Consider the following 12,906-nt stretch of genomic DNA (forward strand, 5'->3'; position numbering starts at 1 on the left):
GGTGAAGCCCATGCTGTCGAGGATCCCGGCCTGATCCGCCTGCGTCACGAGAGCCGTGGCATCCGAGCCGACGACCGCCGTGAGCACCCAATCGGGCGACGCTGCGTTGATCTTCGAGATAACGGGCTGCCAGTCGGCAGTGCCCAGGGGCGAGTACTCCTCGAGCACGACATTCGCGCCGAGCTCCTCGAGCAGGGTGCGGGCGTCATCGAAGTAGCCGCGCGGGAACGCATAGTCGTTGCCGATCAGGGCGACGGATGTTCCGTGGTCGGCGATCATCTGGGGCACCAGCCCGTTCAGCAGCGCGGCGTTGGGCTCACCGAAGGGGAAGAAGTACTCCCCACAGACGCCGGCGTTGCCGAGGATGGCAGACGAAAAGGGCACCTTCGCCGACTCGGCCACCTGCGCGACGGCGGCCGTCGTGTCGCCGGGAACGGTGCCGAAGATGTAGTCGACCTCGTCTTGGTCGATGAGACGCTGCGCGAGCTGGGTCGACTTCGCAGCATCCGCCTGGTCATCGACCATGACGAACTCGACCGGCTGGCCGAGCACGCCGCCCTCCTGGTTGATCTTCTCGATGGCGAGCTCAAAGCCGCGCTGCATCGCGGTGGCCTCCTGTACCACGGGGCCTGTCAGGGGGGCGATGAGGCCGACCTTAAGTCCATCGTCCGCACCCTCGCCGCCACCGCCGCCGATCGCCCCACCCGAGCAGGCCGCAAGCGACGTGGTTAGGGCGAACGCGGCAACGATGCCGGCGGTGCGCCGCAGCGCGGTCATGCCGCGACCTGCGCGGGCTGTGTATGAGATTTCCATTGGACCTTCCTCCAATCAATGCCGTTCGGACGAACGGCGACCAAGACGATGAACAGGGCAAAGAGCACGACTTGGGCGAGGGTCTCGTTCAGGTAGGTGCGGAGCACCGTGCTCAAGACGGCGACGACGAATGCGCCGAAGACGGCGCCCGGTAGCGAGCCGGCGCGGCCGAGCAGCACCGCGAAGAACGCTGGGGCGAGGAATGCGGCGCCAACCGTCGGGGTGACGCCGAGCAGGGGGCTCTGCAGCGCACCGGCCAGCACAGCGAGGGTCACACCGACGGCAAACGTGCCCGTGATGACGAGGCGCGGCGGAATGCCCAGCACGGATGCCATGTCACGGTTGTCGACTGTCGCCCGCACGACGAGACCTAGTTTCGTGCGATACGTGACGAGAAGAACGGCGGCGACTATGAGGAGCGCCGTGACCGCGATGACGATCCGGTAGAGCGGGTAGCTCACGCCGAGGATCTCGACGTTCTGCTGGATGGGCGCCTGCACCGAGGCAGGCGTCGAGCCGAAGATCGCGTTCGCACCCTCCCGCAGCACGATGCTGACCCCCCACATGGCGAGGAGCGTCGCCAGGAAGCCCCGCTCGTAGAGGTTCGAGAGAACGAGTCGTTCGATGATGACGCCGAGCCCGAGCCCGATCAGTACCGCCAGCACGAGGCGCAGTAGGAACGGGACATCCGATAGCGCGAACATGACGAACGCGCCCACCATGACGAGCTCCCCGTGGGCGACATTGACGACCCCGAGTTGGCCGAAGATGAGCCCCATGCCGACCGCGAGTAGCGCGTAGAAGCCGAACAGGGTGAACACCGAGAGGACGAGCGAGACGATGGATTCCATGGTCACGCCACCCCGCGCGAGCCTACGAATGAGGCAGCTCGTGGACGTTCGTAGCGACAGTGCATAAAGCCATGCTGAGGGCCGTGTGGGGCCTACTCAATCAAGTGAGAAGAAGAGGCCGCGAAGTTCTCACTTGTCCCGCAGGTACAACTCCAGCACTAACTTGTCGGGGTCGATCTGGGGCGTCGCGATGCCCGCAACGAGCAGTGTGAGCATCTGCAGCCGGCGATTCGACTGGCGAATGGCGCCGGCCATCTCGATCGCGTCATTCGGATGTGCAGCAGGGCGGATCTCGCTGCGTTCCTGCGCCACGGCCCACAGCCGCGCGAAGCTGGGGTCGAAGGCATCCCTCAACGGCCCGATGCCCGTGGGGTCGTGGCCGACTCGCAGGCCGAGTGCCTGGATGTACTGGGCGTCCGATGTCGTCATGCGTGTATACATATCGATGATGCCGACGACACGGCGGATGCCCTGCGCGGCCGGTTCCGCCGCCGCGCGGGCCTGCGTGGCGTGACACATCTGCGACCAGCGGTGCATCGAGACGCTGTCGAGCAGGTCCTTCTTGCCGTCGAAGTGGCGGTAGAGCGTGGCGCTGCCGACACCCGCGGTGTCGGCAATTTCGCGGATGCTCACACCCTCGCCCTTCACCGCGACGAGGTCTCGCACCGCACGAATAATGGCAACTCGGGTGAGCCGCGCATCGATACGGCTCGCGGCGACATCCTGGGGAACCATCGTGCCTCCTTGCAGTGTGGTTGAGCACATGCTAGCCGTGAATGCTTGGCGCCGATGTCACGCCCGCCCCAGCCTGACAACGGCTCCCGCCACCGCGGCCGGTGTGCCGAAGCGGCCCAATGGTGTTTTTACTGGGGCGCGCGATGCCTGGACCCGCTTCGCTGCCCTGCGTTCCCTGAGGAGGACCGGTCAGCGGACGGGCTTTTACCCTGCTCTATGGTGCGGATTTGAAAGCGACTATCGCTTCGAGCGGTGTCTGTGAGCGGAACCCTCATCGGGACAGCCAACCGGACAGGTCATTCATACAACCGTCGGCTTCGAGTACAGGCACCCATGCCCGCACCTTGAACCGATAATGTGCGATAACGAGCGGAAAGAAGACAAATTGAATGATCTAGGTGTCACGGCTATCGCCGTCGGGGGGACCCTTCTCGGCGTGCTATTAACAGGGTTGTTCTCTGTGGTCGCGACCGCTTCATCCACGAAGGCACAGCGAGAAAACTCAGTCCGACAACTCGAGCACATGTCCATGGAAGCAAACCGGGTCGAGCGCCGGAAGGTCTACGCGGAGTTCATTGATTGCCTCGAGCGCTGGAGATTCTTGTCGCACGATGTCGGTTGGTTCCATGCCGAGTTGGTGCCGCCGCCGGGAGCGGTATTAGACAAACAAGGCCGATTCCACTGGACACCGGAGGAGATCGATGAGGACGACGAGAACAAGCGGCCAGCACTTGAACTCGAGAAACGACGTGATGATCTGTGGGACCGCTGGAGGGAAGCGTTCGGCCGCCTTCAGCTCCTTGCCAGCGATCAGGTGAGCGAACGAGCCAGCGAGGTCTTCTACCGATATTCGCGGAAGATGGAAGATGCCTGGGCAGGTGATATCTCGCCCGAATTCGACGACGAGAGTCCCACCTCAGATGACCTGATCGGGTCGATGCGCGCGGATGTTGGCGTCGACGCACTCACGAAACCATCAGGTAATCAGGCGTGAGATGTACAGGCGGGCGAAGCGCGGCCCTCCACTTGAATAGCAACGTAACTGGGGGACCTGCCAACAACCCGGTCGCTACCCATAACATGGACCTCTTGATGCCTCACCGACTGCCAAAGGCAGCCGTAGCCCGCTGACGTAACGCTCAACGGAAAGGTGCAGTGCGACAGCCCGAGGCGCTGATTCGCTTAGCGGTGCCCTATCGAGATGAGATGGGCACCATGCAACCGGCATCCTCGCTATAGACATACGCGTCTGGATAGGTTTCTGCGTCCGTCCCGCCGAATCCGCCACACGACCATAGACCCCACGATTGCAGCCACACGATGGTGAGTGCGAGGGCGACGACGAGGAGTGCGATGCACAATGCCGTCACAATGGTGAACCGCAGAAGCGGACGCCAGGCCGGCTCAGGCTCCACTTCGACGAAGGCTGAATCACGAGCGACGAAGATCTCCGGTGGCTCGGTCATGGTGTCATCATTCCGACCGTCAGGTCAGCTGACTCGCGTCTCGTCCGCTGGGTCGACCTCGTCGAGAGCCAGCGCCGTACGCAGCTTCCGGTCATCCGTGTAAGCGTTGAGGGCTCGCGTCGCTGCGAGCATCAGGCGGATGACGACCACCGCGAGAGTGATTGCGAGAGCCAGGAGGAGGAGCGGGTAGAAGCTCCACAAGAGGTCGATTTCTAAGGGCATGCCCTGAAGCTATCGGAGAGCAATGGCGGGCACCATAGGTGCGGATGCCGGTCAGGGCGCGGCGGCTGCGGCCTCGAGCGGATAGCGCAGCGCGCGACCATCGGCGATGCCTGAGCGATACGAGGTCTCGTGACGGCTCGGTTCCATGGACCCATTGAGGCTTCGGCACCTCGGGCAGTGCTGTGCGCGCTCTGAGAACCTGTTACCCCTTCACCTTCGGTACACAGCTCAGCATCGGCATCTTCTCCGGGTCGATCCTGGTTTCGTTCGTCAGCTCTGCCACCGAATGGTCCGGTGCCGCGTTGTCGTTGACGGAGAAAATCTTCCCCACGAAAGGCTCCGCCGTCGGGTCTCCTTGGGTCGCCCAGACTCCGAAGACATCGTCACTGGCTGGATCGGCGATGTCGATATGACCGGCGACGTGCCACCATCCCGACTCTTCATCCATCAGCGCTCCGCCTGCTAAGACGGTCTCGCCTCGCCCCTTCGCGACAACCAGGTCGTTGAGCGCTGTGAGGAGGGAATCGGAGATCTCTGTGCACTCAGGCTTCACGGGTTTCGCCGGGCGTTCGGCTTCGGATTCGACCTCAGCGGCGGGTTCCGTCGGTTCGGGCAACTCGGCGTTAGCGCTGCACCCCGCCATTGCAGACATGATGATCGCGACACTGAAGATGGCGCGGCTGGTCGTTGCACGGGTCGGCACGGATCGTCTCCTCACGGCGATCCAGGCCTCAAAGACTCGAATGCGCATTTGACCGGCGGTTCCGGCGCTGGCTTCAACCTACTGGGGTGGGCCGATGCTGAGCCACCGAGATCTCGTATCCGGTCCCCCGTGATGCTTCCCGTTAAGAGTTCTCGTTATGCGCTTAAACGTCGCAGGCGCCGTGACGTTGTCACTTGGGAAGGATTGGCGGTGGGCGTCCGCGTAAGACGGACGCTCTACGGACACTTCCCCGCGGTCATTGCCCGCGATAAAGCGCTGGGCCTGACGGTTCGCGTTTGGCCTGTCCGAAAAGGATTCGCACTCAGGTGGCCCTTGCGCGACATCACTGCGCTAATCTCCCGCGTCACGCGACCGGGCAACTGCGGACTCGGGCACCCGATTTTCGAAGCTCGCCTCGAAGGTCCCACCTGCGCCGGTTGTCGGACGGTCGCCTCGCGAGGCAGCACCCATGCGTGGCCTTATCGACCCGGTGCCGCGGGGCGGAGGTGCTCGCCAAAAAGCGGTTGCCAAACTCGCTCGAGCGGCCTTGACGAGCCCCATCTTCGGCCATTAAAGGGCCATTAATGCCCCAAGAAGCAACTGAAACCAACTGTGACCATTGATGAGAACACCTGATCAGCGCGATATCGCAACCATAAGTACAGTGCCGAAAACCGCCCAGGCTCACTGAAAATCGAAAGGTCACCGGATCGATGCCGGTCGGAGCCACTGAAATCCTCGTAAGGCTTCTACTTACGGGGATTTCTTAAGTTAAGGCCCAGGCCTTCAACGAGCACGCGGAACAACAAGCCTCATCCGCACCTCCCTCCGGTACGCGGAATCTCCGCGCACCAGGCCCGGGGCCGGGACCGGGACCATGAACTTCGTTCACCCGATGCCCGCATTACGCGGTCCGCACCCCCGCTCAATCGGTCGGCGCTCTGCTCAGGACACAAAAACCGAGGAATGCTCACCCCTATATCTGGGGGCACCCCGCAGGCCTCATCGCGACTACTGTCGGAACACGCCGAAACTGAGACAATCTCGTGTTTTGGATCCGAGTCGGAGCCGGCAAGTTTGGCTGTCTCAGGTACATCATCCGCCGGGAGGAACCAGTATGCCCGCATCGACTCAGCCTGGACACAACACGGGGACGCCGGCCACCGCCGCGAGATCACCACGATGACCGAGGTCAAGCAGCGCCTTGTAGTACCCGGCGTCGTCCGCCTGGGGTTCCGCACGAACCACGTCCAGAGGCAGATCGTCAGGGCACGAGCGTCGGAACGGGTATGGTCCCGTAGCTACCGCTTTCGGCTTCGCGTGACGGATGCCGCCACGGTGATGGCGGCCGTGAGCGTCGCCTTTTTCGTGCGGTTCGGCAGCGAAGACTCGCTGACAGCCCCCGGCCAGGTGGAAGCCCAATACGGGATGATCTCAGCCGCGATCGTCTTCGCCTGGCTCCTGGCTCTCACCGCATTCCGCACCCAGGACTCGCGGGTGATCGGAGTGGGAGCGAGCGAGTACAAGAGGATCGTCAACGCGAGCGCGACAGCCTTCGGCGTCCTCGCCATCATCTTCCTCATTCTCAACATCGACGTCGCTAGGGGATACTTTCTCCTGGCGCTTCCGATCGGGACCTTCGGCCTGCTGCTGGCGCACTGGCTGTGGCGCAGGTGGCTGACCGAACAGCGCCACCACGACCTCTACCTGTGCCGGGCCGTCGTCGTCGGGACGCTCGACGACGTCGGTTATGTCATCCGCCAGATTCAGCAGAAATCCGGGTCCGCCTACAACGTGGTCGGAGCGGTCGTCTCGAACGCAGGCAGCGACGTCCACTCGGTAACCACCGGGCTGCGTCCCGTCTCGGTTCTCGACGGTGTCAACCCGGCTGAGGCCGCCAAAGCTGTGGGCGCTGATGCCGTCATCGTCGCCGGCCAACCGGATGGCGGGGCTGAGTTCATCCGCACTTTGGGGTGGAAACTCGAGGGAACCGCTACTGAGCTCGTTCTTGCCTCGCGCCTCACCGACGTCGCCGGACCGCGGATTCATTTCCGCCCGGTCGAGGGCCTCCCCCTCATCCACGTCGAGATCCCGCAGTTCGAAGGCGGCAAGCACGTCCTCAAGCGTGCATTCGACGTGGTGGCTTCCGCGCTGGGGATGATCGCACTCGCCCCCGTCTTCGCCCTGATCGCCCTGGTGATCAAGCTCGACGACCACGGGCCGGTGTTCTTCTCGCAGGAACGGGTCGGGCGCAATGAGAATCGGTTCCCGATGCTGAAGTTCCGCTCGATGGTGACGACGGCCGAGTCTGACCTCGAATCGCTCATCGCGAAGAATGAAGGCGCTGGTCTCCTCTTCAAGCTCAAGGACGACCCGAGAACGACACGGATCGGGAAGATCCTCCGGAAGTATTCGCTCGACGAACTCCCGCAACTGTGGAACGTCTTCGTCGGCGACATGAGCCTCGTCGGGCCACGCCCCCCGCTGCCTCGCGAAGTAGAGGCCTATGAGAGTCACGTCCACCGCCGCCTCTACATCAAGCCCGGCCTGACCGGTATGTGGCAGGTCAACGGGCGCAGCGACCTGAGCTGGGACGAGAGCGTCCGGCTCGATCTTTACTATGTCGAAAACTGGTCGCTCACCGGCGATCTCATGATCATCTGGCGCACGATCAAAGTCCTGCTCAAGCCGGTCGGGGCGTATTGACATGGCCGCGACACCACCACGCGGAAGGGCAACAGTGACACAGCGAATCGGCTACGCCGGCGGAGCTTTCGACCTCTTCCACATCGGCCATCTGAATATCCTCCGCCACGCGAAGAGCCAGTGCGATTATCTGATCGCCGGCGTCGCCTCCGATGAACTGATGCGGAACACCAAGGGGTTCGCGCCGGTGGTGCCCCTGGTCGAAAGGCTCGAGATCGTACGTTCCATCGACGTCGTCGACCATGCGGTCGCCGAGGTGCACGAGGACAAGCTCGAAACCTGGCACGAACTCGGATTCCACGTCTACTTCAAGGGGGATGACTGGAAGGGCACCGAGCGGGGGAAGATCCTCGAGCGACGGTTCGCCGAGGTGGGCGTCGACGTCGTGTATTTCCCCTACACCCTGTCCACTTCCAGCACCGTTCTGCGTCGGGCGCTAGACATCCTCACGGGTATCGACTCTGACGCGGACAGCGCTGAACGACACTGACGCACCCGGCTTCCCTGAGAATGAAGGAACCATCATGGCAAAGACCGCACTCATCACCGGAGTGACCGGACAGGACGGCTCTTATCTTGCCGAACTACTGCTCGAGAAGGGCTACGAAGTCCACGGCGTCAAGCGTCGCTCCTCCCTCCTCAACACTGGACGCATCGACCACATCTATCAGGACCCCCACACCGAGAATCAGCGATTCCAGCTGCACTACGGCGACCTCACCGACGGCACCAACCTGACCCGTATCATCCAGGATGTTCAGCCAGACGAAATCTACAACCTCGGTGCTCAATCGCACGTCGCCGTGAGTTTCGAGGAGCCGGAGTACACCGCGGACGTCGACGCGCTTGGAACGTTGCGCCTGCTCGAGTCAATCCGGCTCCTCGGGCTCACCGACTCCGTGCGGTTCTACCAGGCGTCGACGAGCGAGCTGTACGGCCTGGTCCAGCAGATCCCGCAGACAGAGTCGACACCGTTTTATCCCCGCTCGCCCTACGCCGTGGCGAAACTGTACGCGTACTGGATTACCATCAACTACCGGGAGTCGTACGGGATGTATGCCTGCAACGGCATCCTCTTCAATCACGAGTCGCCCCGCCGGGGTGAAACCTTCGTCACCCGGAAAGTCACGCGAGGACTGGCGCAGATCGCTCTCGGTCTGGACTCCTGCCTCTACCTCGGCAACATGGATTCCCTGCGCGACTGGGGTCATGCCAGGGACTACGTCCGCCTGCAGTGGATGATGCTCCAGCAGGAGGTGCCGCAGGACTTCGTCATCGCAACCGGCGAGCAGTATTCGGTGCGGCAGTTCGTGGAGTGGAGCGCAGCCGAACTGGGAGTGACACTGCGTTTTGAGGGAACCGGCACCGACGAGGTCGGCATCGTCGACGCCGTCGAAGGAGAAGCTGCCGAGGCCCTCAGCCCCGGCGACGTCATCGTCCGGGTCGACCCGCGCTATTTCCGGCCAGCGGAGGTTGAGAGCCTTCGTGGCGATGCCACCAAGGCCCAGTTCATTCTCGCCTGGCATCCCCAGGTCGGCGTCCGCGAACTGGTGGCCGAAATGGTTGCCTCAGACCTCGACTCAATGCGACGCGTTGCCCTGCTCAAAAAGCACGGCTTCGCGATTCCCGTCGCGCTGGAATCCTGAATGCCTGGCGGGGGCACGCGAACCTGGGTCGCCGGCCACCGAGGAATGGTCGGTTCGGCGATCGTACGCCAGCTCGCCCGGACGGGCACTGAGATCCTCACAGCCGATCGACGCACGGTCGACCTGACTGACCAGCGCGCGGTCTCCGAGTTCGTCGGGGCGAACGCGGTCGACGAGATCTACCTCGCGGCGGCGCGCGTCGGGGGCATCCAGGCGAACAACACCTTCCCGGCCGATTTCCTCCTCGACAACCTTCTCATCGAGGCCAACATCATCAAGGCAGCGCACGACGCCGACGTACAGAAGCTCCTGTTCCTCGGCTCGTCGTGCATCTATCCGAAGAACGCACCGCAACCCATGCCGGAGGAGAGCCTTCTCACCGGAGTCCTGGAACCCACGAACGAGCCATACGCCATCGCAAAGATCACCGGGATCAAGTTGTGTGAGAGCTTCAACCGCCAGCACGGGCGTGACTACCGCAGTGTCATGCCGACCAACCTGTACGGCCCCGGTGACAACTTCCACCCGGACGAGAGCCACGTTCTTCCTGCTCTCATGCGTCGTTTCGTCGAAGCGAAGCAGGCGGATGCCACAGAGGTCGTCATCTGGGGAAGCGGAACGCCGCGACGGGAATTCCTCCACGTCGACGACATGGCGGCCGCCAGCGTGCACGTGATGGGACTCGACCAGGAGACGTACGCATCCGTGACCCAGCCGATGCTTTCGCATCTCAATGTGGGAACGGGCCTGGACTGTTCGATCCGCGAACTGGCCGAACTGCTGGCGGGGGTCGTCGGCTATACCGGAGAACTTCGATTCGACACGTCCAAACCGGACGGAACGCCGCGGAAGCTCCTGGATGTGTCCCGCATTCACGCGCTTGGCTGGGAAGCGCAGATCAGCCTTGCCGACGGCATCCGGCACACATACGACTGGTTCCTTTCGAGAGGTGATGATTTCCGTGGCAGATGACTCTCAGCGCCTCCGGGTGACATTCATCGGGCTGAATTATGCGCCTGAACTCACCGGCATCGCTCCGTACACAGCGGGACTCGCTGAGGGCCTCGCCGCGCGGGGCGACGAGGTCTATGTGATCACGGGGTTCCCCCACTATCCGCAATGGGAAGTGGCCGCAGGGTACACCGGCCGCTCACGCGAGGAAGAACTGCGCGGCGTCTCGGTTCTGCGGATCGGCCACCACATCCCCCGTCGGCCAACCAGCGGGCGCCGCCTCCTGATGGAACTGCACTTTGGGCTGCGCGCACTGTTCTCACCGTGGGAATCTCCCAATGTCCTCGTTCTTGTCAGCCCGGCCCTGTTCGCGACCGCGCTCCTGACGATGCGGGCGAAGCTGTTCCGGGTGCCGACCTGCATCTGGGTTCAGGACATCTACTCGCTCGGCGTCGCGGAGACCGGCGCCGGTGTTCGTGCTGCTCACGCTGTCTCGGTCGTCGAGCGGTCCGCGCTCCGTGCCGCTTCCCGAGTGATCGTCATTCATGACCGCTTCCGGCGGTACCTCTCGACCGAACTCGGTGTTCCAGCGGAATCGACCGACGTGGTTCGCAACTGGTCGCACCTCGACGCGAGCGCCGTTTCGCGCGATGACACGATGCGCGGCCAGCTGGGCTGGGGGCCGGACGACATCATCGTCCTCCATGCGGGCAACATGGGAGCGAAACAGGGGCTTCTCAACGTGGTCCGCGCGTCCCAGCTGGCGGAGGAGCGCGGATCGCGGGTGCGATTCGTGCTGCTCGGCGACGGAAACACCCGCAAAAGCCTCGAGGCAGCCGGTCCCAACTCGCGACTTCAATTTCTTGATCCCCTGCCGGACGGCGAGTTCGAGACCGCCCTCGCATCGGCGGACATCCTGCTGGTCAATGAATGCCCGGGTCTCACGGAGATGTCCGTACCGAGCAAGCTGACCTCCTACTTCGCCACTGGTCTGCCCGTGATCGGAGCAGTTGACCACAGCAGCATCACGGCCGACGAACTGCGGGCGGCCGGCGCTGGCCCGGTCGTTGACCCGACTCGCCCGATTGACCTGCTGCGGGCCGCGGAGGACCTGGCAGCCGACCCCGATGCTGCGGCAGGTTTCGGGGCATCCGCACGTGAGTACCGAGGTGCGATCCTGTCAGCTGAAACCGCCATCGGACGATTCAGGGGTGTGCTCGCTGAGGTTGTGGCGCCGGATCATTCCACGATGACGGAGGAGTATTCGACGGCGACTGGCTCCGCGTAGTTCTTGCACAGCCAGAAGTAGCCGCCGCGATAGCGGGCGTCGTCCACCGCCGCCTCCCAGGACAGGTTCCTGTCCCTGCTGACCGCGATCCGTGCTTCGCTCACAGCGACGACAAGGTCGATCCACTCTCCCGCCGCCGGTGCGGGGGTCTGGACGGAGTCGAGCACATTACCCTCGGCTGTTCCCTTCGCCTGTTCGTGGAGTTCCAGCGAACCGTCTGCACGAAGCACGGCGTGGTAGCCGCTGACGTCGCCCGCGAACCCCAGCCGATACGGGCGGTCGTTCTCGACCCCGAAGGAAATTCCGGCGTGTTGAGTATCTGCGGGGAGTACTTTCGGCCACCGGATCCGGAAGGATATCTCAAAGCTCGATGCGTCGATCGGCGCGAAGGATCCCATGAGGTAGCTTTGGTTGCCGGCATAGTCGAGCAGCACGGTCCCGGCGTCTGCAGTGAGTTTCGGTTGCACCCCCCAGCCCAGATCTACTGTCCAGGGCAGGTCGCCGGCCGCCCTCATCCCGGTTGCGAACGTGTCTCTGGCTGCCAGGGCTGCCGTCGCGGTGACATAGGGAATGTTCGAGCACATCATTCCCACAACGCCGAGTTTCGCCAGCCGGTCGCGGACCGACCGATAATGGACTTCCCAGGCAATCACGGGCTTGCCCGTTGAGACGAGGTCAGCGACGAACTCGTCGGGAGCCGTGTGAAAGACGCCGAGGTAATCGAAGCTGTCGATGACTGATTCTGTCGATTGAATCTCTGAGGTGAAATACCCCCAGGCCGTGTATCCCCGTTCCTGGGCGAGCTGATGCTGCCGGGCGCCCGCCCACTGCTTCCAGACGAAGTGCTCTGTGGAGTCCGGGTACGAGTCGAGGAGATCGAGCAGTGCCCGTGTGTTCGTGCCCTGCTTGTCTTCGACGAAGATGACGCGGCGGCCGTCGGCCGCCAGTTCGTCGAGGACGTCTCTCAGTAGCGGGATGGGTTCGAGAGGGGTACTCGGCCCGAGCCATGCGGTGGCGTTGTTCTTGAGCCCGGACAACTCTTCCCACGTCGTCCGGCCAATCTCGCGATCTACCCCTGTCATTCGCCACGTGTTCGTATCGTGGTGACAGACGAGGATTCCGTCGGAAGTCGCGTTGACAGAGATTTCGATGGCCTGTGCCCCGGCTTCGGCAGCGTTCCGGTACGCAACCGCCGTGTGCTCCGGCCAGTTATCTCCAGATCCGCGGTGGGCGATATAGAACGGAGCGAGCGCGAACAGCTCGGAAATCGTCGACACCGGTTGCGGCGCTGCCGGCGTGGACGGCGTGGACGGCGTCGGAGACGCTATGCGTGTGCCCGTTCGGGCGCAGGAGGGGAGGAGCAGCAGTGCTGCTGCTCCCCCGAGGACGAACTGCCGCCTCCCGAGACCCTCTCCCGTCATTGCGGTCAGCCGTTCGGCATGTAATCCAGGGTGAGGACAGGACGGTAGCTGGCTGTAGTGACTTCGGTTGACCACAGCCGCAGGTTGTCCGATCCGTTGCCTGC

The 12,906-nt window shown here is 63.3% G+C and carries 13 protein-coding genes; 6 read left to right on the forward strand and 7 right to left on the reverse strand.

Annotated elements, in window-relative coordinates; translation table 11 throughout:
• The 3 genes from ACLQ62_RS09230 to ACLQ62_RS09240 all read right to left on the reverse strand — a co-directional run.
• Nucleotides 1-813 (reverse strand): ABC transporter substrate-binding protein (locus ACLQ62_RS09230; RefSeq protein WP_411721351.1); only part of this gene is annotated, 813 nt, incomplete at its 3' end.
• Nucleotides 774-1,664, reverse strand: a complete 891-nt coding sequence (locus ACLQ62_RS09235; protein WP_411721352.1) for a branched-chain amino acid ABC transporter permease — start codon at nt 1,662-1,664, stop codon at nt 774-776. The genes ACLQ62_RS09230 and ACLQ62_RS09235, both read right to left, overlap by 40 nt.
• A gap of 129 nt (nt 1,665-1,793) precedes the next feature.
• On the reverse strand, nt 1,794-2,399 hold the full coding sequence (locus tag ACLQ62_RS09240; protein ID WP_411721353.1) for a TetR/AcrR family transcriptional regulator: 606 nt from the start codon (nt 2,397-2,399) through the stop codon (nt 1,794-1,796).
• Nucleotides 2,400-2,754: 355 nt separating this feature from the next.
• Here ACLQ62_RS09240 and ACLQ62_RS09245 point away from each other — a divergent pair, with 355 nt between their 5' ends.
• Complete coding sequence (locus ACLQ62_RS09245; RefSeq protein WP_411721354.1) at nt 2,755-3,393, forward strand: hypothetical protein; 639 nt, start codon at nt 2,755-2,757, stop codon at nt 3,391-3,393.
• A 199-nt stretch (nt 3,394-3,592) separates the two neighbouring features.
• On the opposite strand, the gene ACLQ62_RS09250 is transcribed toward ACLQ62_RS09245, so the two are convergent.
• The 3 genes from ACLQ62_RS09250 to ACLQ62_RS09260 form a co-directional block, all read right to left on the reverse strand.
• A complete protein-coding gene (locus tag ACLQ62_RS09250) occupies nt 3,593-3,865 on the reverse strand; it encodes a hypothetical protein (RefSeq protein ID WP_411721355.1) in 273 nt (90 codons plus the stop codon).
• 24 nt (nt 3,866-3,889) lie between these two features.
• A complete protein-coding gene (locus ACLQ62_RS09255; RefSeq protein ID WP_411721356.1) occupies nt 3,890-4,087 on the reverse strand; it encodes a hypothetical protein in 198 nt (65 codons plus the stop codon).
• A gap of 202 nt (nt 4,088-4,289) precedes the next feature.
• On the reverse strand, nt 4,290-4,790 hold the full coding sequence (locus ACLQ62_RS09260) for a hypothetical protein (protein ID WP_411721357.1): 501 nt from the start codon (nt 4,788-4,790) through the stop codon (nt 4,290-4,292).
• A 1,077-nt stretch (nt 4,791-5,867) separates the two neighbouring features.
• Here ACLQ62_RS09260 and ACLQ62_RS09265 point away from each other — a divergent pair.
• From ACLQ62_RS09265 to ACLQ62_RS09285, 5 genes are read left to right on the forward strand one after another with little or no spacing between them, the layout of a single operon-like run.
• The gene (locus ACLQ62_RS09265; RefSeq protein ID WP_411721358.1) at nt 5,868-7,496 is read left to right on the forward strand and encodes a sugar transferase; all 1,629 of its coding nucleotides are present in this window, start codon (nt 5,868-5,870) and stop codon (nt 7,494-7,496) included.
• A gap of 34 nt (nt 7,497-7,530) precedes the next feature.
• Nucleotides 7,531-7,986, forward strand: coding sequence for an adenylyltransferase/cytidyltransferase family protein (locus ACLQ62_RS09270; protein WP_411721359.1), 456 nt, complete (start codon nt 7,531-7,533; stop codon nt 7,984-7,986).
• Nucleotides 7,987-8,020: 34 nt separating this feature from the next.
• Nucleotides 8,021-9,142 (forward strand): GDP-mannose 4,6-dehydratase, encoded by a 1,122-nt coding sequence (gmd, locus tag ACLQ62_RS09275; RefSeq protein ID WP_411721360.1) that lies wholly within the window; start codon nt 8,021-8,023, stop codon nt 9,140-9,142.
• The gene (gene fcl, locus ACLQ62_RS09280; RefSeq protein ID WP_411721361.1) at nt 9,143-10,114 is read left to right on the forward strand and encodes a GDP-L-fucose synthase; all 972 of its coding nucleotides are present in this window, start codon (nt 9,143-9,145) and stop codon (nt 10,112-10,114) included.
• Nucleotides 10,104-11,381: a glycosyltransferase gene (locus ACLQ62_RS09285; RefSeq protein WP_411721362.1), complete on the forward strand. Its 1,278-nt coding sequence runs from the start codon at nt 10,104-10,106 to the stop codon at nt 11,379-11,381. The genes fcl and ACLQ62_RS09285 overlap by 11 nt, the downstream gene beginning before the upstream one ends.
• Here ACLQ62_RS09285 and ACLQ62_RS09290 read toward each other — a convergent pair.
• Nucleotides 11,333-12,802 carry a glycerophosphodiester phosphodiesterase gene (locus ACLQ62_RS09290; RefSeq protein ID WP_411721363.1) on the reverse strand — a complete coding sequence of 490 codons (1,470 nt, stop codon included), beginning with the start codon at nt 12,800-12,802 and terminating at the stop codon, nt 11,333-11,335. The genes ACLQ62_RS09285 and ACLQ62_RS09290 overlap by 49 nt on opposite strands.
• Nucleotides 12,803-12,906 lie beyond the last annotated feature (104 nt).

The sequence above is a fragment of the Mycetocola sp. genome (assembly GCF_046716805.1).
Taxonomy (GTDB): Bacteria; Actinomycetota; Actinomycetes; order Actinomycetales; family Microbacteriaceae; genus Mycetocola_A.